Annotated in this window: 19 protein-coding genes; 15 read left to right on the forward strand and 4 right to left on the reverse strand. The window is 50.4% G+C overall.

The genetic code is table 11. The features are described 5' to 3' along the window. Entirely contained in the window at positions 1-816 is an 816-nt protein-coding gene (locus tag L1889_RS16350; protein WP_238666095.1) for an IclR family transcriptional regulator, read from the reverse strand. 229 nt (positions 817-1,045) lie between these two features. Between L1889_RS16350 and L1889_RS16355 the strand changes: the two genes are divergently transcribed. The 6 genes from L1889_RS16355 (at position 1,046) to L1889_RS16380 (ending at position 5,735) form a co-directional block, all read left to right on the forward strand. Beyond that, complete coding sequence (locus L1889_RS16355) at positions 1,046-1,792, forward strand: SDR family oxidoreductase (protein WP_238666096.1); 747 nt, start codon at positions 1,046-1,048, stop codon at positions 1,790-1,792. A 21-nt stretch (positions 1,793-1,813) separates the two neighbouring features. Further along, positions 1,814-2,671 (forward strand): fumarylacetoacetate hydrolase family protein, encoded by an 858-nt coding sequence (locus L1889_RS16360; RefSeq protein ID WP_238666097.1) that lies wholly within the window; start codon positions 1,814-1,816, stop codon positions 2,669-2,671. 23 nt (positions 2,672-2,694) lie between these two features. Beyond that, positions 2,695-3,492, forward strand: coding sequence for a transporter substrate-binding domain-containing protein (locus L1889_RS16365; RefSeq protein ID WP_238666098.1), 798 nt, complete (start codon positions 2,695-2,697; stop codon positions 3,490-3,492). A 96-nt stretch (positions 3,493-3,588) separates the two neighbouring features. After that, a complete protein-coding gene (locus L1889_RS16370) occupies positions 3,589-4,260 on the forward strand; it encodes an amino acid ABC transporter permease (RefSeq protein ID WP_238666099.1) in 672 nt (223 codons plus the stop codon). Continuing rightward, the gene (locus tag L1889_RS16375; RefSeq protein ID WP_238666100.1) at positions 4,260-4,904 is read left to right on the forward strand and encodes an amino acid ABC transporter permease; all 645 of its coding nucleotides are present in this window, start codon (positions 4,260-4,262) and stop codon (positions 4,902-4,904) included. Before L1889_RS16370 ends, L1889_RS16375 begins: the two co-directional genes overlap by 1 nt. A gap of 117 nt (positions 4,905-5,021) precedes the next feature. Next, entirely contained in the window at positions 5,022-5,735 is a 714-nt protein-coding gene (locus tag L1889_RS16380; RefSeq protein ID WP_238666341.1) for an amino acid ABC transporter ATP-binding protein, read from the forward strand. A gap of 170 nt (positions 5,736-5,905) precedes the next feature. Here L1889_RS16380 and L1889_RS16385 read toward each other — a convergent pair whose 3' ends face one another. The 3 genes from L1889_RS16385 to L1889_RS16395 all read right to left on the reverse strand — a co-directional run bounded on the left by L1889_RS16385 (position 5,906) and on the right by L1889_RS16395 (position 9,021). Continuing rightward, positions 5,906-7,141: a multidrug effflux MFS transporter gene (locus tag L1889_RS16385; protein ID WP_238666101.1), complete on the reverse strand. Its 1,236-nt coding sequence runs from the start codon at positions 7,139-7,141 to the stop codon at positions 5,906-5,908. Between the two features lie 89 nt (positions 7,142-7,230). Next, positions 7,231-8,004, reverse strand: coding sequence for an HAD family hydrolase (locus L1889_RS16390; protein WP_238666102.1), 774 nt, complete (start codon positions 8,002-8,004; stop codon positions 7,231-7,233). Positions 8,005-8,109: 105 nt separating this feature from the next. Beyond that, positions 8,110-9,021, reverse strand: coding sequence for a LysR family transcriptional regulator (locus tag L1889_RS16395; RefSeq protein ID WP_238666103.1), 912 nt, complete (start codon positions 9,019-9,021; stop codon positions 8,110-8,112). Between the two features lie 199 nt (positions 9,022-9,220). Between L1889_RS16395 and L1889_RS16400 the strand changes: the two genes are divergently transcribed. The 9 genes from L1889_RS16400 to L1889_RS16440 all read left to right on the forward strand — a co-directional run bounded on the left by L1889_RS16400 (position 9,221) and on the right by L1889_RS16440 (position 17,448). Then, positions 9,221-10,828: an ABC transporter substrate-binding protein gene (locus L1889_RS16400; RefSeq protein WP_238666104.1), complete on the forward strand. Its 1,608-nt coding sequence runs from the start codon at positions 9,221-9,223 to the stop codon at positions 10,826-10,828. 47 nt (positions 10,829-10,875) lie between these two features. Next, positions 10,876-11,853 (forward strand): ABC transporter permease, encoded by a 978-nt coding sequence (locus L1889_RS16405; protein WP_238666105.1) that lies wholly within the window; start codon positions 10,876-10,878, stop codon positions 11,851-11,853. Continuing rightward, positions 11,854-12,807, forward strand: a complete 954-nt coding sequence (locus tag L1889_RS16410; protein WP_238666106.1) for an ABC transporter permease — start codon at positions 11,854-11,856, stop codon at positions 12,805-12,807. After that, complete coding sequence (locus L1889_RS16415; protein ID WP_238666107.1) at positions 12,807-13,799, forward strand: ABC transporter ATP-binding protein; 993 nt, start codon at positions 12,807-12,809, stop codon at positions 13,797-13,799. Before L1889_RS16410 ends, L1889_RS16415 begins: the two co-directional genes overlap by 1 nt. Next, positions 13,796-14,794, forward strand: a complete 999-nt coding sequence (locus L1889_RS16420; protein ID WP_238666108.1) for an ABC transporter ATP-binding protein — start codon at positions 13,796-13,798, stop codon at positions 14,792-14,794. Before L1889_RS16415 ends, L1889_RS16420 begins: the two co-directional genes overlap by 4 nt. 37 nt (positions 14,795-14,831) lie before the next feature. Beyond that, the gene (locus tag L1889_RS16425) at positions 14,832-15,971 is read left to right on the forward strand and encodes a M20 family metallopeptidase (RefSeq protein ID WP_238666109.1); all 1,140 of its coding nucleotides are present in this window, start codon (positions 14,832-14,834) and stop codon (positions 15,969-15,971) included. A 324-nt stretch (positions 15,972-16,295) separates the two neighbouring features. Further along, complete coding sequence (locus tag L1889_RS16430; RefSeq protein ID WP_238666110.1) at positions 16,296-16,880, forward strand: Fic/DOC family N-terminal domain-containing protein; 585 nt, start codon at positions 16,296-16,298, stop codon at positions 16,878-16,880. Then, on the forward strand, positions 16,823-17,134 hold the full coding sequence (locus L1889_RS16435) for a Fic family protein (protein ID WP_238666111.1): 312 nt from the start codon (positions 16,823-16,825) through the stop codon (positions 17,132-17,134). Before L1889_RS16430 ends, L1889_RS16435 begins: the two co-directional genes overlap by 58 nt. Further along, positions 17,116-17,448, forward strand: coding sequence for a hypothetical protein (locus tag L1889_RS16440; protein WP_238666112.1), 333 nt, complete (start codon positions 17,116-17,118; stop codon positions 17,446-17,448). The genes L1889_RS16435 and L1889_RS16440 overlap by 19 nt, the downstream gene beginning before the upstream one ends. The last annotated feature ends 93 nt before the right edge of the window (positions 17,449-17,541 follow it).

Consider the following 17,541-nt stretch of genomic DNA (forward strand, 5'->3'; position numbering starts at 1 on the left):
TTATTCTTTAATAGTATCTGTGGCACTGTGGCCCATTTTCTTAGACAGACGTGTGGTGATGTCGAGAAGGTTGTTTTTTATCTGTTCGATGTCCGGACGTCGAAGCCCGTCGATACGTGCGATATGCGGCACATTAATTGCTGCGCATACCTTAGCCCCTAAGCCACGTATAGGCATAGCGATATTTGTAACCCCCATGATTTGAGCGCTGGGCATTGTCGCATAACCTTGTGAACGCACTGTTTCTAAAATCGAAAAGAGCTGCCCCGGATCAAGAGCTACTTCTCCATCTACCTTAACGTGATGATTGAGCATACGGGCACGCGTTATTTCATCAGCAAATGCGAGCAATACATGGCCGGAGGATGTGTCGGTTAATCCGATCAGGGCGCCGGTTTTCAAGCCAAAGGACCATCGTTCGGGGCTATCGCATTGTGCCATGACAATCACTCTGCCATTTTGGTACAGGGCCAGATGACAGGACTGCATGCTTCGTTCTGCCAGTTCAGTCAGCAGAGGGATGGCTTCCTGAATCAGCGCCTTGATAGGGTCTTGCCGATGAGCGAGCTCAAACATTTTCAGCGTTAATGTGTATCGGTCATTTTCGCTTATCTGGATGTATTCCCGGTGGTGCAGGGTACTTACCATCCTGAATATTTCATTGACGCTGCGATTCAGGCGGATGCTCAGTTCGTTCAGGCTATAGCCCTGGCTGCAGGAACTTAAGGCCTCCAGAATATCCAGGCCTTTTTCTAGCGCAGGGGCGCTGTAACGCCGGCTTGTTTCGGTTGTGTTGACGCTGTTTTTTTCACTCATACAGTCTCCTGCCTTTTTAGAAATTGAAGACCATTCATATTTTGTATATAAAAAGTACTTTTTGCATATGGTGGATTAAAGGGCCTTTTTTGATGGTTTTTATTCCCTTATAGGGATTTTACTAGCTCCAGTGTGTAGTCAAGCATGGCCTTATTTATATAGTCTACTCAAATCATATATAAAAAGCTTTTTCGTTAGTGAAGTTATTCTCTATCAAAGGATTGCGTCAATGAGTGGACGACTGGAAGGAAAGGTAGCGTTGATTACCGCAGCTGGGCAAGGAATCGGACGCGCTACTGCTGAATTGTTCTTGGCTGAAGGAGCAAAGGTTGTGGCGACTGACTTGCGCCCCGAATTGCTGGAAGGCCTGGAAGGAGCTGTGACCGCGCAACTGGATGTGACTGATGCGCAGGCGGTACAGCGCTTTGCAGCGTCATTGGGACCAGTGGATGTGCTCTTTAATTGCGCTGGCTTCGTGCATCACGGCACCATTCTGGACTGCGACGAACAGGCTTGGCAGCAATCCATGATTTTGAACGTGAGTTCAATGTATTACATGATCAAGGCCGTATTGCCTGGCATGCTAGAGCGTCAAAATGGCTCAATCATCAATGTGTCATCGGCAGCCTCCAGCATTAAAGGAGTCCCTAACCGGTTTGTATACGGAACCTCTAAGGCGGCCGTCATTGGATTGACTAAAGCGGTGGCAGCCGACTACGTGGCGAGTGGTATTCGCTGCAATACGATCTGCCCAGGAACCATCGAGTCGCCTTCCTTGCGTCAACGTATTTCCAATCAGGCCGAAGCACTGGATCGCAGCACGGCAGAAATCGAGCAATCCTTTGTTGATCGTCAGCCCGTAGGCCGTTTAGGCAAGCCGGAAGAAATTGCAGCCATGGCCGTTTATCTGGCCTCAGATGAATCACGATTTACGACAGGCACCAACATGATTATTGACGGTGGCTGGTCTAATTAATTAATAAGGAAGAGACAGGATATGAAACTATTGCGTTTTGGCCCGGTGGGCAGCGAGAAACCAGGTGTACTGGATGCAAACGGACAGGTAAGAGACCTTTCTGGTGTGATCGATGATGTGACGCCAGAGCAGCTTAGCGACGAAAGCCTAGCGAAACTGCAGGGCCTGGATCTGGAGCTTTTGCCTGTGGTTGAGCAACCCGGCAGGCTCGGTACTCCTTTTGCTGGTTTAGGTAAATTTCTTTGCGTAGGTCTTAATTACAGCGATCACGCAGCAGAAACAGGGGCAGAAGTACCTGCTGAACCGGTCTTGTTTACAAAGTGGTCCAAGCCCACGGGGCCTGATGATGCGGTGGTTCTACCCAAGGGGTCGGTAAAGAGTGACTGGGAAGTGGAACTGGGCGTCGTTATTGGCAAGAAAGCACGATACGTCAGCCTGGAGGAAGCCTTAAGCCACGTTGCAGGCTATTGCGTTGTGAATGACATTTCAGAGCGCGAGTACCAGATCGAGCGTTGCGGAACCTGGGATAAAGGCAAAGGCTGCGACACCTTCGGCCCTATCGGCCCTTGGCTGGTCACGCGCGACGAAGTGAAAGACCCTCAGAATCTGGGCATGTGGCTAGACGTTAACGGTAAGCGTTATCAAGACGGCAGCACGAGCACGATGGTGTATGACGTGGCCTATCTGGTGCATTACATCAGCCAGTTCACAACGCTCTACCCCGGCGATCTAATATCGACCGGCACACCTCCCGGCGTAGGCCTGGGACAGAAACCGCCGGTGTACCTGAAAAATGGCGACGTGATGGAGCTAGGAATAGAAGGTCTGGGCGAACAGCGTCAGGAAGTGCATAACTGGACCAGTGATCTGCTTGATTAAATTCGTGTAACAAGGAAACAACCATGAAAAAACTATGTTTAGCGCTGGGCTTGTCGCTAATGTTCGGCCTTGGCAGCTCTGCTTCGGCTCAAACAGATCAAAGTCTGCAACAAATTAAGGATAAGGGAGAAATCAAAATCGGTTTGATGATTGATTTTCCTCCGTACGCGAGTGCAGGGGCCGGCAATAAGCCTGATGGCTATGATGCTGAAGTTGCAAAGATGCTGGCCGACTACCTAAAGGTGAAAATGGTGCCGGTGGTGACCACAGGTCCAAATCGGATCCCTTATCTATTGACGGATAAGGCTGACGTGCTGGTAGCGTCCCTGGCGATTACGCCAGAGCGTGAGAAACAGGTTCAGTTCTCAAACCCTTATTCTGCGGCAAGCATGGTTCTGCTGGGGCCAAAGAACATTGAGATCAACGAACCAGCAGATTTCACTAAATACAAAATCGGTGTCCCGCGAGCCAGCACCACCGACATTGGTGTCATGAAAATAGCACCAGAAGGCACTGATATCCGTCGTTTTGATGACGATGCTTCGGCATTGCAAGCCATGATTGTTGGGCAAGTCGATGTGGCTGGAACATCAACGGTCATTGCCTCTGAGGTGCAAAAAAGACATCCGGAGAAATTTGAAATTCAATACGTGATTAACGAGCAGGTAATGGCGATCACCATGAAACAGGATCGTCCTGAACTGCTTGCAGCGGTGAATGACTTTATCAAGGAAAAAGTGGCAGACGGATCTCTGGACCAGGCCTTCCAAAAATGGCTGGGTACACCTATACCCGATTCGGTACGCGCACCGTCTAACTAAATGCCGTGATGTCGTGTCATGTTCACAAGATTATGAGCGCTCGCTCGCATTCGGGCAGCGTCTCATGATTCTTGTGTAAAAAGCAGGGATGCTGTAATGAACTATGTTTTTCAGTTTGGGCCTGTGTTTGAGGCATGGCCATTGTTGCTTAGGGGCGTCTGGGTCACTATACAACTGTCAGTGTTATCGATGGTTTTTGGGTTAATCATTGCCGTGCTTTGCGCAGCCGCAAAGATTAACGGAAATGGGCTATTGCGTTTTCTGGTCAATGCCTACATTGAGGTAATCAGAAACACCCCGTTTATTATTCAGCTGTTTGTTTTCTTTTTCGTTTTTCCGTCTATAGGCGTGAAGTTGAACGCCCATACGGCTGCCCTGTTGGCAATGACCGTGAATTTAGGTGCCTATGCCAGTGAGATCGTCAGGGCTGGCATAGAGTCTATTCCAAAAGGGCAGATTGAGGCGGGACGAGCTTTAAGTCTTTCAGGGGTCGAGGTTTTTAGATTTATTATTCTAAAACCTGCCTTACGTGCAATCTATCCAGCGCTAACCAGCCAGTTTATTTATTTGATGTTGGCATCCAGTGTGGTGTCAGTAATTTCTGCTGATGATTTAACGTCTGTTGCGGCCAGCCTCCAATCATTAACGTTCAGAAGCTTTGAAATATATATTGTGGTGACGCTTATTTATTTGCTCATGACATTGACGTTTTCTGCGCTATTTTCGTTGATTTATAAATATGCGCTTGACTATCCGGACCGTAAATAATGCGTACATTTAATATTGACGATTTTTGGTTCATTATCGACGCGACGCAATGGACAATTCTGCTCTCTCTTATTGCTTTTATCGGCGGTGGGGCCGTTGGCTTGCTGGTGGCGCTGGGACGGGTCTCGAAGCGACGCTGGCTGCGCATCGGTACTAAGGTGTACATCGAGTTCTTCCGGGGCACGCCTTTATTGTTGCAGTTGTTTCTGGTTTTCTTCGGCTTGCCTATATTGGGGGTCGAGGTTGATATATGGTATGCAGCTTCAATAGCACTGATTATCAACAGTTCGGCGTTCTTGGCGGAAATCTGGCGAGGTTGTATACAAGCTGTGCCTCAGGGGCAAGCCGAGGCGGCTTCAGCCTTGGGCCTGACTTACAAGCAAGAGATGATGGATGTTATTTTGCCCCAGGCCTTCAAGATTTCCATACCACCTACGGTTGGGTACCTAGTACAAATTATTAAGGCCACCTCGTTAACGGCAATTATCGGTTTTATTGAGCTGACTCGAGCAGGTCAAATTACCAATAACACGACTTTTCAACCGCTGATTATCTTTAGTTTGGTAGCCGCTATTTATTTTATTCTTTGCTGGCCATTATCTTTATATGCCACAAGATTGGAAAATAAATTTAATAGAGCTTGATAAGATAAAAAACACAAATGTATTTATAAGCCAGTAGAGGCGTATATGATTGTAGAAGAAAATATTGCTTTGAATCCAGCCTCACAAGGCATCGTTGAAAAACCGTCGCTTATTTCGATGAGATCCGTCAACAAGTGGTATGGAGACTATCACGCCTTGGTTGATATCAACCTGGAAGTCACTCCGGGCGAAAAAATAGTGGTTTGTGGTCCGTCGGGCTCGGGCAAGTCTACGCTGATCAGGTGCATAAATGCTCTGGAGCACATACGTTCTGGCGAGATCGTTGTGGATGGCATTACTCTGGACCAAAACCCTGCTCATATCCAGGCTATCCGTCGAGAGGTAGGCATGGTGTTTCAGCAGTTCAATCTATTTCCGCACATGACGGTTGCAGAAAACTGCATGTTGGCCCCGATGCGTGCACGTAATATGTCCAAAACCCAGGCCCGTGACGTCGCCCTTAAGTACCTGGACCGGGTACGCATTAAAAACCAGGCAGATAAGTATCCCAGCCAGTTATCCGGCGGTCAGCAGCAACGGGTTGCGATTGCCCGGGCACTGTGCATGAGCCCCAAGGCAATGCTCTTTGATGAGCCTACCTCGGCGCTTGACCCCGAGATGGTAAAGGAGGTGCTTGAGACGATGATGAGTTTGGCTGAAGACGGCATGACCATGGTTTGTGTCACGCATGAGATGGGCTTCGCACGTAGTGTGGCCGATCGGGTCATATTTATGGCAGAGGGGAAAATCCTCGAGCAAGCCAGCCCAACTGACTTCTTCGATAGTCCGCAGCATCCCAAAACCCAAGCCTTTTTAAGTCAAATACTTTGACTTGGCTTATATAAAAGACAAGACCCGTATGTGACCGGCTCATTGGCATACGGGTCTTGTTGAATATGCAGTGGCCTTATGACATTAACGCTGGCACATGCGACCTACGTATTGATCATTGTTGTAGCGTCGAGAAATGTAGACAGCATAGCGAGCTGTCTAAAACTTATTTAGGTCACATGATTTATTGGTCCAGAGCGTCCCGTGATTAAACGTGCCGCCATTAGGCTCAGCAACAATGCGAGCGCGCCGCAGACAGCGATAGCAAGTGGCAAAGACGCCGGTCCGGCAGCCGCAAAGCTGACGGCATAGCCGATGATGGCAGATAGCAGATAATGCAGGGTGCCCATCAGTGCCGACGCCGTGCCAGCCTGCCGTCCGGCATTAGCCATGGTCAGGGCAGTCAAATTGCCAATTACCATGCCTAAAGAACCCACTGCCAGGGCCAGTAACGAGAAGTACACCCACAGCTTTGCTATTTCTGTTCGCACCGCCAAAAACAGCAGCAGGCCTGCAACGCTATGCACGATGATCCCGAGATACATTGCATGCTGTTCGCGCGTGCCTCGCTTGAGCATCTGATTGCTGATTTGACCGCCTAACACCAGGGCCACCGAGTTGGCTGCGAACAAATAGCCGTACTGGGTGGGAGTTAGCGAGAAATGCTGGGTGAAGATAAAGGAGGAACCGCTTATATACGTAAAAAGCGAGCCGAAAATGAAGCCGCCCGCCAGTGTGTAGGCCATAAAAACAGGATTGCGCATCTGGCGGCCATAAGCCTGCACGATGTTCCTGAAACTTAATGGCACGCGGCGCTCTGCCGGCAATGAGTCCGGAATTTCCCGCAAGCCCCACAAGAAGCCGGCGATACCCAAAGCTGCCAATATCCAGAAAATGAGACGCCAGTCGCCATGAGCGAGCACGTAGCTTCCAAGCAAGGGTGCCACGATAGGCGCGATCATCATTACTTGCATGAGCAAAGAAAAGATACGTGCTGATTCATTCAGGTCGCACAGATCGGCAACAATGGCGCGCGGTGTTACAAGGCCTGCGGCAGCGCCTAGGGCTTGCAGAAAGCGAGCAGCGAGTAGCCATTCTACCGTCGGTGCCAAGGCAGCAAGTATGGAGCCGATCACAAATATAGCGACACCCAGAAGCAAGGGGAGGCGCCGGCCATAGCGATCCAGTAACGGGCCATAGAGCGCTTGTCCGATAGCAAGGCCCGCCAGGAAGATAGAGAGTGTTTGCTGGATGCGTCCCGAAGACGCTCTAAAATCGTTCGCCAGCGCGGGCATGGCGGGCAAGTACATATCGATCGCCAGTGCGTCCAGCCCCGTCAGCAGGGCCAGCAACAAGATCAAGGTGATGCCAATAGATTCAGTGCTATGAGTTTTAGCAGGGTACATGTTTTTGTTTACTTCTGTTGACCACTGGCGCACAGCAGCAGATGTTTGCTGCTTAGGAATGCCGGCGTTTCTGGATTTTAGGTGTTTTGCTAAAGAATAAGGCTTGCACTTGGGTTGGTCGCCAGCAGTTCGTCCCAGTGACGGAAGCTAAAATGCGACGATGCGCCTTTGAGGGCCTGATCTCCGTATCCGGACTGATGCAGTACGAAACGAACCCCGGCGTCGCGGGCGCAGGCAGCATCTACCGAGGTGTCTCCGAAGTACAGGCATTGCTCGGGCGTGATGCCGAGTTCGCGAATGGTTTCCAGCAAGGGCACAGGCGAGGGCTTGGCTTCTGCCCAGGTGTCGGAGCCGGTGATGAAATCGAATAATCCGTTGATACCGACTTTCTGGGTAGCAGCCACCGCGCTGACATGAATTTTGTTGGTGCAGATGCCCATGGGCAATGAAGCGTCGCGGCAGGCATGCAGCACGTCAAGCGCTCCGTCATAAAGGCGGGTGCACTGGTGATCCAGTGTGGTGTAGTTCAAGAGGTACTGCGCTTTGAGGACGGTAAAGTCGGTAGGTATCGGCCATCCCATCTCGACGATGATCGAATGCAGGATGCCTTCAGCAGTACCGTGCAGGTCATCAGGAAAGTAGTCATCGGGCAGCGTTCCCAGGCCGCACTGTTCGAGAGTCAGGCGCATGCCATGGAGAATATCCGCAGCGCTGTCGATAATGGTGCCGTCGAGGTCGAAAACCAAACCGAGTACGTTGTTTTCGAGAAAGAGAGGGTGGAGATTGTTAGCTTGTTTCAGTGGGTCGGGCACGTTTGATAAGTCCTTCGGAGATGCGGCATAGCCGATCAGTGTGGCGTCCATATAGCGTATGTGTCACGGGAGCACTTTGTGAGACTACTTTAGCATGCGGAACCGGGCATCGGACTCAAGCTAAATCTCGTACGTGGAATTTGCATGTTTAATCACTCACCTTGGCTCAGCCAGCCGTTTTGCTTCCAGATCTTCAATGATCAGATCAATGAATCGTTCGATGGAACTAGGGAGTAGCCGTCCCTCCATCACTTGTACTTGAATGCTGCGTGAGTGCATTTCTGCGTCGGTCACTGGTCGTACGACCAGATCGTTTCGCTCCAGCCGATCGGCCATGGACACATAGCTTGCAAACAGCACCGCAGAATTGCTGCGTACATAGGCATGTAGCGCTTCGGCGTAGTTGCTTTCGAGCACGGGTTCAATGTCAATGTTGCTCATATTGCAGGCCATGTCGAATATCTTCCGCGTGGAGGTGTCGGTATCCGTCAGGGCAACAGGGTACATTACGATCTCTTTCAGAGAGAGCCGCTCATGCTTGGCAAGAGGGTGCTGCTTGTGCATGATGGCAAGCGCAGCTGAGCGATGTGCGTAACGTACCACCACATTGGAGGCAGGACGCGTGCTGAATGTGATTGCCATATCTGACTTTCCGGCGGCGACACGCTCGGAGGCAGCAAGGGCGCTGCCGACCCAGAGTGAAAATAAGGTCTCCGGACAGTCATGCTGGAAGGTGGCAATTGCTTTAGGAACCATTTCATTTGCCAGCCCCTGAGAGCAGGCAATACGGATATGGTGTTGCTGCAACCCCTTGAGTCGGGAGATGTCTTGCAACGCAGCCTCGGTCTCCAGCTTTTGGCGCTGGGCATGCGTCAACAGTAAATGTCCGGCAGCCGTTAATGTCATTCCTCTAGCGCCTCGTTCGAACAAAGGCATACCTACCCGTTGTTCCAGCTGAGATATTTGTCGGCTGATAGCTGAAATAGCGACATCCAGGCTTTCAGAAGCAGCGCTGAGGCTGCCGTGATGTGCAACTTCCAAAAAATATTTGAATGCCAGACTTTGCATTTTTGTCTCTTTGTAATTGATGAATCTGCTAGCGCAAACATTGCTATCTTAGCAGTCTGATATTTCTAATAAAAGCAAAGCAATGACTATTTATTCTAATTATATAGAAAACCCTAATTGTGAGGCTGGGTTACTGACGCCTAGAATGGGCCCTCTTTGATGATCATGCCTCTATAAGGGAAACAGAATGATCCTGAATATGCCATTATCCAAGTCTGCATTTTTGTTGCTGGCTTGTGCTTTAAGTTGCGGGGCCTCTGCGCAAACTCTGAAAATTGCGTTGGCATCAGAACCCACGGCGATTGACCCCTACTATCATCAGACCACCCCTAACGAGGCACTGGTCTATCATATTTTCGAGCCACTCGTGCGGATGAGTCCTGACATGGAACTCGAACCTGCCTTGGCAGAGTCCTGGGAGGCGGTCGGTGAGACCACATGGGAATTCAAGCTGAATCCAAAGGCCAGGTTTTCTAATGGCGAGCCGTTTACTGCCAACGATGTGATTTACAGCTTCTGCCGTATTCAGAATAATGAAACTGCCATCGGTGGCGGGCTGACGAATGTGGCACGCCGAATTGTTGATATCCAGGCACCCGATGCCCATACGGTACGTCTTGAAACCGCTAAGCCCTATCCCGTTTTGCCTAACGAACTGGCGCGCGCGCCCATGATCTGGAGCGGCATCGCTACCTTTGATGAACTGCATTATGATCCCGCCAATGGTTGCGGCGTGACTAGTGCCTGGCCCACCGTTACTGAATTCAATACCGGAAATCTGGTTGTCGGAACAGGCCCATACAAGCTGAAAACCTACGTTAAAGGCTCTAATATTGTGCTGTCGCGCAACGATGGCTATTGGGGTGACACGGCTCCTGCCTGGGAAGAGGTTCGTCTAACTTCAGTTCCCTCTGCAGGCCCGCGATTGACAGGCTTGCTTTCGGGTGACTTTGACCTGATAGAAAACCCGGCTGCGCGCGATCTGAAGCGTATTGAGCAAAGTGGTTTCGAATACGCCGTCAAACCGTCGGTTCGCGTCATGTTCTTCCAGCTGGATATAGGTCGCGATCAGAGTCCGTTCGTCAAATCTTCAAAAGGGGATAACCCCTTGCAAGACGTGCGTGTACGTCAGGCCATGTCTATGGCGATTGACCGCAAGACCATTGTGGATCGCATCATGGATGGCGTGGCATCCCCCGCCAATCAATATTTGCCAGAGGGCATGTTCGGCTCGATTGAAGGTGCCCCTACTTTGGAATTCAACCCGGAGAGAGCTAAAGAGCTATTGGCCGAGGCGGGTTATCCGGATGGTTTCGAGCTAACGCTGGCATCAACCAATGATCGTTATATCAATGACGCACAGCTTACACAGGCTGTAGCGCAATATCTGACGCGTATTGGCATCAAAACTAGTGTAGATACGATGACGCGTTCTGTATATTTCCCGCGTCGTGCGAAGCAGGAGTTCAGTGCGTCGTTGGGCGGCTGGGGATCAGAAACTGGAGAAGCCAGTAATTTCATTCAGTACTGGGTAACCACGCGTAATCCTGAGCTGGGCGTAGGCAGCAGCAATTACGGCAGCTATTCCAACCCTGAACTGGACAAGGTGTACCTTGAGGCTATCCGTACTATGGACGACACACATCGTAGTGAGCTGCTGCAGCAAAGCGTCAAGTTGGCGGTTGAGGATATGGCAAATATTCCGTTGCATTTCGAAAGCGGTGTCTGGGCGTTCCGCAAGGGTATACGCTACGAAGGCCGTGCCGATCAGCGCACCATGGCAACTGCCGCCACTCCAACCGAGTAAGTTTTGTTAATTTACGCGTCCTGCCAGCTTAAGTAGGGGGTCACGAGTTGTCTGTATTTATTCTGCGCAGGTTACTGCAGAGTTTGTTTGTATTGCTGGCAGTTTCGATCGTGGTGTTCTTTGCCGTTTATGCGGTGGGAGACCCGATTGAGCTGCTGATCAGTCCGGATGCCGGCCAGGCCGAGCGTGCAGCATTAATTGCACGTTTGGGCCTGGACCTGCCTATCTGGCAGCAGTACGGACATTTCCTTTGGCGCGCATTACACGGAGATCTGGGTAATTCCTTTGTCCATGGCATGCCAGCGATTGAATTGATTCTGCAGCGCTTTCCCGCCACGCTAGAGCTGGTTTTTGTGGCAATTGTTCTTACCTGTATTATCGGTATTCCTCTTGGCCTTGTCGCAGGTCTTTATCGAGAGCGTTACCTTGGCCGCGGCATTATGGCCACTTCTGTGCTTGGTTTTTCTCTGCCTAACTTTTGGCAGGGGATGGTGTTCATTTTGTTCTTTGCCGTCTGGCTGGGTTGGTTACCGGCATCAGGCCGAGGGCCGACAGTCAGCCTATTCAACGTGCCATTCAGCATTTTTACCGGCGAAGGATGGAGCCACATTATCTTGCCCGCGGTCAACCTGGCCGTAGCCAATATCGCGTTGGTGCTGCGTATGACCGCCTCGGGTGTTGCCGAAGCGCAAACTCAAGATTATGTCCGTTTTGCACGTGCCAAAGGTTTGCGTCCCGGCCGAATTGTGCGTCGCCATATCTTGCGCAACATTCTGATTCCAGTCGTCACGGTGATCGGCATGGAGTTCGGGACTCTGATTGCCTATTCGACGATTACCGAAACGGTTTTTTCGTGGCCTGGCATGGGCAAGTTGTTGATTGATAGTGTGTATCAGCTGGATCGTCCGGTCATCGTCGCTTATGTGATGCTGGTTACTCTGCTTTTTGTGGTGATCAATTTGATTGTGGACATACTTTACGCGGTACTCGATCCCCGTGTTCAATTGCTGGAGCCGAGTCATTAAATGAAGACTTCTCATTCCTCCACGCCTGCGGCGAGCACTGAGCTGACGGATCATCAAGACGTTGTGGAACGTATCAGGCCCTTGCTTGAAACACCCGAGCGGCGCCGTATTCTCAAACGGCTTCATTCCCGGCCCACAGTGCGTGGCTCATTGGTGGCACTGACCCTGCTAATTGCATTCATTCTTTTTGCCCCTTTTTTCGCACCGCAGAACCCTTACGATTTGCTGGCGTTAAACATTATGGACGGCCGGCTTCCTCCGGGTGCCAGTAACGCTGACGGGGGTACTTATTGGCTGGGCACCGACTCGCAGGGCCGCGATATGCTTAGCGCCATACTGTATGGCTTGCGTATCAGCCTGCTGGTGGGCTTGAGCGCGGTTCTGCTTTCCACGCTGATTGGCTCCATAGCCGGGCTGGTTGCCGCCTACAAAGGCGGGTGGGTTGATACTGCGTTAATGCGCACTGTTGATTTTATTCTGGGCTTTCCCACGATTCTGGTGGCTTTAGTGTTGCTTTCGGTTTTAGGCCGTGGAGTAGATAAAGTCATTATTGCGTTGGTTATTGTGCAATGGGCGCACTACGCTCGCATCATGCGAGGCCGTACGCTTCAGGAGCGCAACAAGGAATATATAGAGGCTGCGCAGAATCTGGGCTTTCCCACCTGGCGTATTCTATTTGTGCACCTTTTGCCTAATTGCATGAGTCCGATCATGGTGTTTGCCACGATCCAGATTGCTACCGCCATAGTGCTGGAAGCCACGCTATCTTTTCTGGGGGTGGGTGTTCCCATAACAGAGCCTTCTTTGGGGTTGTTGATCTCCAGCGGTTTCGAATATCTCTTGTCCGGCGACTACTGGATCAGCATGTTCCCAGGCATTGCGCTTCTGCTGCTCATTCTTTCAATCAACATAGTGGGTGATCGGCTGCGTACCAGCCTGGATCCCCGACACTGATGACGACTAACAATACACTCCTTGAGGTGCGCGGATTGCGCACGGCTTTTCATACTGAGGCTGGCGCCTGGCTTGCTGTCGACGGGGTAGATCTAAGCGTTGAGCGCGGAGAAATCGTAGGCTTGGTTGGGGAGTCGGGTTCAGGGAAGTCTGTGACCGGCTTCTCTTTGCTGGGCCTGATCGACCCTCCCGGTGAGGTTGTAGCCGGAGAGGTGATATTCGATGGCACCGACTTACGCACATTGAGCGAAGAACAGCTGCGCCAGCTTCGCGGCAACCGGATTGCCATGATTTTCCAAGATCCCTTAATGACGCTTAACCCTGTATTGCGCGTCAAAGAGCAGATGATGGAAGCGATCCATACGCATTATCCGAAGACGCCAAAGCGTGAGGCTGAGCAGCGATGTTTGGAAGCTTTAGCTATGGTGGGTATCCCTGCGCCTGAAAGCCGCATCGATAATTATCCTCATGAGTTCTCGGGTGGCATGCGCCAGCGCGTTGCGATTGCTATCGCGATGTTGAACCAGCCAGAGTTAATCATTGCCGACGAGCCGACTACCGCCCTGGATGTGACCATCCAAGGACAAATTCTCTATCAGATGCAAACGCTCTGCCGAAAAAACAATACTGCCATGATTTGGATCACCCATGATCTGGGGGTGGTGGCTGAATTAGCCGATAAGGTTGCTGTTATGTATGCAGGACGTATCGTAGAGTATGGTCCGGTCAGTGAAATCCTTGCTGCGCCACGACACCCCTACACCAAGGGGTTGCTGCAATCTATGCCCGGTACAGCTAAACCTGGCAGTCGATTGGCGCAGATAGATGGCATGGCTCCCACGTTGACCAGCCGCGAAGTCGGCTGTACGTTTCGCCCGCGTTGTCTCCATGCACTTGATCAGTGCGCTCAGTCCGTGCCACCGCAAACAATAGAAGGAGCTCGTTATTTCCGTTGTTTTGCACCTATCCCGGCTTTGCAGGAGGCAGTATGAGCACGCAATCCGTTATCGAGATCCACGATTTACGCAAAAAATTTGGCAGAAAGCCTGATTTGGCACAGCGCCTGATGGGCTTGGCAGGAAAGCCAATTCACAATCCCACTGTTCACGCAGTCAATGATGTCAGCTTGAACATTGCGAAAGGCGAGGTGCTTGGGCTGGTGGGGGAGTCGGGCTGTGGGAAGTCTACGCTGGGCCGCATGGTCGCCGGACTGATTCGTCCTTCTGAAGGAAGCATCCATTACCAAGGCAAGGATGTGACGACGTTGAGTCATAAGGAGCGGATGGCTTACATTCTGGGTGTGCAAATGATTTTTCAGGATCCCCAGGCATCGCTGAATCCTAAACAGCGACTGCATCAGATTTTGGGGGAAGCACTTAAGGTGCATCGGCTGGCCCCCGAAAATGAAATTCCCGAAAGAGTGGATAAAGCGCTTGCCGAGGTAGGGCTTGAAAAGGACTACCGCAGCCGCTTTCCCCATCAGATATCGGGTGGTCAGCGCCAGCGTATCGGCATTGCGCGGGCACTGATGGTGCAGCCTTCCTTTCTGGTCTGTGACGAACCCGTTGCCGCACTTGATGTTTCCATTCAAGCCCAGGTCATCAACTTGTTTATGGACTTACGCGATCGCTATGGATTTACCTATCTGTTTATTAGCCACGACCTCGGTGTAGTTCGTCATATTTCAGATCGGGTCGCTATTATGTATCTGGGCAAGATCGTGGAAGTCGCTTCAGCAGCCGATATTTTTAATCGTGCGGCTCATCCCTACACCCAGGCATTGCTGGCCGAGATGCCGGACGTACAACGGCAGAAGCGGGTTTTTACTCCTATAAAAGGGGAAATCCCATCGCCGCTCAATCCGCCATCTGGCTGTACGTTTCATCCCCGCTGTCCCCATGCGATGGAGCGCTGCAAGCAAAGCGCGCCAGTTTTGCAAGCGGTGGCGGGCGGTCACAAGGCCGCATGCCATCTGCTTTCTGCTTGATCTTCGAATAGCCCCTTACCGAGATAATACCGACATCATGCCTGACGTTCATTCTGAAGCTGCACTTTCTATTCTTTTCAATATACGCCGCTGGGTCGAATGCGAATCCCCCTCACATGACCGCGATGCGTTGCTCCGTATGGCCGATGTGTTGGTGGCTGACGCTCGTGGGCTGGGCCTGCAGGTTAACGTCCAGGATATTGGCGGAAATACCGGCCCGCTGCTGCATTTTCATAACCGGGCGGCAGGCGACACGCGGTCGGGTATTATGCTATTGGCACATTACGATACGGTGCATCCAGTCGGTACGCTGAAAGACAGCAATCCTTGCCGGATCGAGGATGACAAATTCTTCGGCCCAGGTGTCTACGACATGAAAGCAGGCACCTGGCTTGCCCTGGCTGCATTGGGAACGTTGTCGCAAGCTGGCAGCAGCGCTCTTCCTATTGATTTTCTGATTGTCCCAGATGAAGAGATTGGCAGCCATGAGTCGCGCAGCCACATCGAAACGTATGCAACGAAGGCCAAGTATGTATTGGTGTGCGAACCCGCACGTGCTGGTGGCGGGCGCTGTGTGACCGCCCGCAAGGGCACTGGATTTATCCATGTCAGCACACGCGGCCGCCCGGCACACGCAGGCGTTCAGCACCAGAAAGGACGCAACGCCATTCAGGAAATGGCACATCAAATTCTGGCACTTCAAGCCATGACCGACTACGAGCGTGGCATCACGGTTAGTGTCGGAAGTATTACGGGTGGCACCACAACCAATGTGGTGCCGGAGCACTGCCATATTGTGGCCGATTTCCGTGTGCCTGATATGGACGCCATTACCGTTCTGCGCGAGAAAGTGGATCAGTTGAAGTCGGTGGACCCTGACGTTGCTCTGAAGGTTGAGTTCATCTTGAACCGCCCACCCATGCCTCGCACTGAGGAAACGGCTGCCCTGCTTGCACGCGCTCAGATATATGCCGAAGAGGCAGGTTTTATGCTGGAAGAGGCACCCATGACCGGCGGTGGAAGCGACGCTAATTTCACAGCAGCATTGGGCATACCCACATTGGACGGTTTGGGCGCAGACGGTGACGGCGCGCATACCTTGTGGGAGCACATACTGGTGTCTACGCTGCCCCAAAGACTCAATTTCTGGCAACGTTTGTTACGTAATCTGGACTGACCTTGGCTGCAGCGCCGGAGGTAATTTGCCTGAATTGTGTTTCAACATCTGATTTTCCGAAGCCTCACGACTGCTTCTCATATTTCTTGATAATTGAGAGACAGTGGGGTTTGTCTCTCAATTAGTACTTTCAACGTCATTTGATGCTCATTATTGTGTATTTTTGAGAGTCAAGTGGATTTGCTTCTCAATGAGCAAGCTCAAAAATATTTGATTATCATTATTTTGTTAATTTGATAGACAGCGCGAGTTGATTCTCATATATTCAGTTCACATAAGTGTGACTATCATTTTTCATCTTAAATGATAGTCACGAGTGATGCAGTGTTTGATTGGTTGAGGATTAAATTAATGATGAGCTTAGCTTTAGATGGAGCCATACACTACCATCATGGAAAATTTCCACCTGAGAAGTTAGATTATGAGAGGTTGCTGCCTGTCTTGCTTCGAGCTACAGATGCTATAGCAAGATATGATCAGATGCTAAAAAACATGCATAACAGTGAAATACTGTTAGCTCCTTTACGAAACCAAGAAGCTGTTATCTCATCACGAATGGAAGGTACCGTAAGTACCATGGATGAGATTTTGAAGTATGAGGCAGATCATCAAAATGGCGAGTCAGGCAATATTGAGAACGTAAGATCTGAAGTTATAGAAACTATTTTATATCAGCGCTCTTTAAAATTGGCTCAGCAAGCTTTGCTTGATGGATATCCTATAACGCAGTCAATGGTTAAATCTCTGCACCAGCGTCTGTTGTCATTTGGAAGAGGGGCGAGAAAATCTCCGGGTGAATTCAAAACAGAGCAAAACTATCTTGCTGATCGATCCAGAAAAAAATTCTATTTGTGCCAATTAGCCCTGAAAAATTACAAGATGGATTGGATGACCTCTTTGACTATATAAAAAACAGCCCTATGCCCAGTTTGCTGAAAGCTGCTATTTCACACCTTGAGTTTGAGGCGCTGCATCCTTTTAAAGATGGTAATGGCCGTATTGGACGTATGCTAATTACTCTAATGCTCTGGCAGGCAAAAACCATTTCTGAGCCACACTTTTATATTAGTGCGTATTTTGAAGAGAACAAAGATCTCTATATTGACACGATGAGGTTAGTCTCAGAGACAGGCGACTGGAGTGAATGGTGCATGTTTTTTTAGAAGCTGTAGAGCAGCAGGCAATTAGTAATTTGTCTATCGCCGAGAGCATTAGTGCTCTTTATGAGGAGATGAAGAAAATTTTTGCCGATACTCTTTCCTCTAAATGGAGTGTAACGGCCTTAGATTTTGTTTTTACAAATCCCGTTTTTAGAAATAATAAATTCACTTCTCAAAGTGGGATCCCACCAGCTACAGCAGCAAGATTTACGCGCTCTATGCTCGATAAAAATATAATAATTACGTTGGAAGAGTCCGCGGGGAATAAGCCTGCGCTGTATTCTTTTGAACCTCTTTTAAACTTAGTAAGAGTGTGATCTCTGACAGTGTCTGTTACGTAATTTGGACTGATCTTGGCTGAAGCGTCGATGGCAATCAGTCTGGAAGCATCTTAACATCGAGTTTTTCGG

Source organism: Paenalcaligenes niemegkensis, assembly GCF_022230885.1.
Classification (GTDB): Bacteria; Pseudomonadota; Gammaproteobacteria; order Burkholderiales; family Burkholderiaceae_B; genus Paenalcaligenes; species Paenalcaligenes niemegkensis.

What these genes read in the sequence shown, in the direction of transcription:
- L1889_RS16350 (WP_238666095.1), bottom strand. Translation starts at nt 816, where the DNA reads ATGAGTGAAAAAAACAGCGTCAACACAACCGAAACAAGCCGGCGTTAC.
- L1889_RS16360 (WP_238666097.1), top strand. Translation starts at nt 1,814, where the DNA reads ATGAAACTATTGCGTTTTGGCCCGGTGGGCAGCGAGAAACCAGGTGTA.
- L1889_RS16410 (WP_238666106.1), top strand. Translation starts at nt 11,854, where the DNA reads ATGAAGACTTCTCATTCCTCCACGCCTGCGGCGAGCACTGAGCTGACG.
- L1889_RS16375 (WP_238666100.1), top strand. Translation starts at nt 4,260, where the DNA reads ATGCGTACATTTAATATTGACGATTTTTGGTTCATTATCGACGCGACG.
- L1889_RS16380 (WP_238666341.1), top strand. Translation starts at nt 5,022, where the DNA reads ATGAGATCCGTCAACAAGTGGTATGGAGACTATCACGCCTTGGTTGAT.
- L1889_RS16390 (WP_238666102.1), bottom strand. Translation starts at nt 8,004, where the DNA reads ATGGACGCCACACTGATCGGCTATGCCGCATCTCCGAAGGACTTATCA.
- L1889_RS16395 (WP_238666103.1), bottom strand. Translation starts at nt 9,021, where the DNA reads ATGCAAAGTCTGGCATTCAAATATTTTTTGGAAGTTGCACATCACGGC.
- L1889_RS16355 (WP_238666096.1), top strand. Translation starts at nt 1,046, where the DNA reads ATGAGTGGACGACTGGAAGGAAAGGTAGCGTTGATTACCGCAGCTGGG.
- L1889_RS16420 (WP_238666108.1), top strand. Translation starts at nt 13,796, where the DNA reads ATGAGCACGCAATCCGTTATCGAGATCCACGATTTACGCAAAAAATTT.
- L1889_RS16400 (WP_238666104.1), top strand. Translation starts at nt 9,221, where the DNA reads ATGCCATTATCCAAGTCTGCATTTTTGTTGCTGGCTTGTGCTTTAAGT.
- L1889_RS16365 (WP_238666098.1), top strand. Translation starts at nt 2,695, where the DNA reads ATGAAAAAACTATGTTTAGCGCTGGGCTTGTCGCTAATGTTCGGCCTT.
- L1889_RS16385 (WP_238666101.1), bottom strand. Translation starts at nt 7,141, where the DNA reads ATGTACCCTGCTAAAACTCATAGCACTGAATCTATTGGCATCACCTTG.
- L1889_RS16425 (WP_238666109.1), top strand. Translation starts at nt 14,832, where the DNA reads ATGCCTGACGTTCATTCTGAAGCTGCACTTTCTATTCTTTTCAATATA.
- L1889_RS16440 (WP_238666112.1), top strand. Translation starts at nt 17,116, where the DNA reads ATGGTGCATGTTTTTTTAGAAGCTGTAGAGCAGCAGGCAATTAGTAAT.
- L1889_RS16415 (WP_238666107.1), top strand. Translation starts at nt 12,807, where the DNA reads ATGACGACTAACAATACACTCCTTGAGGTGCGCGGATTGCGCACGGCT.
- L1889_RS16370 (WP_238666099.1), top strand. Translation starts at nt 3,589, where the DNA reads ATGAACTATGTTTTTCAGTTTGGGCCTGTGTTTGAGGCATGGCCATTG.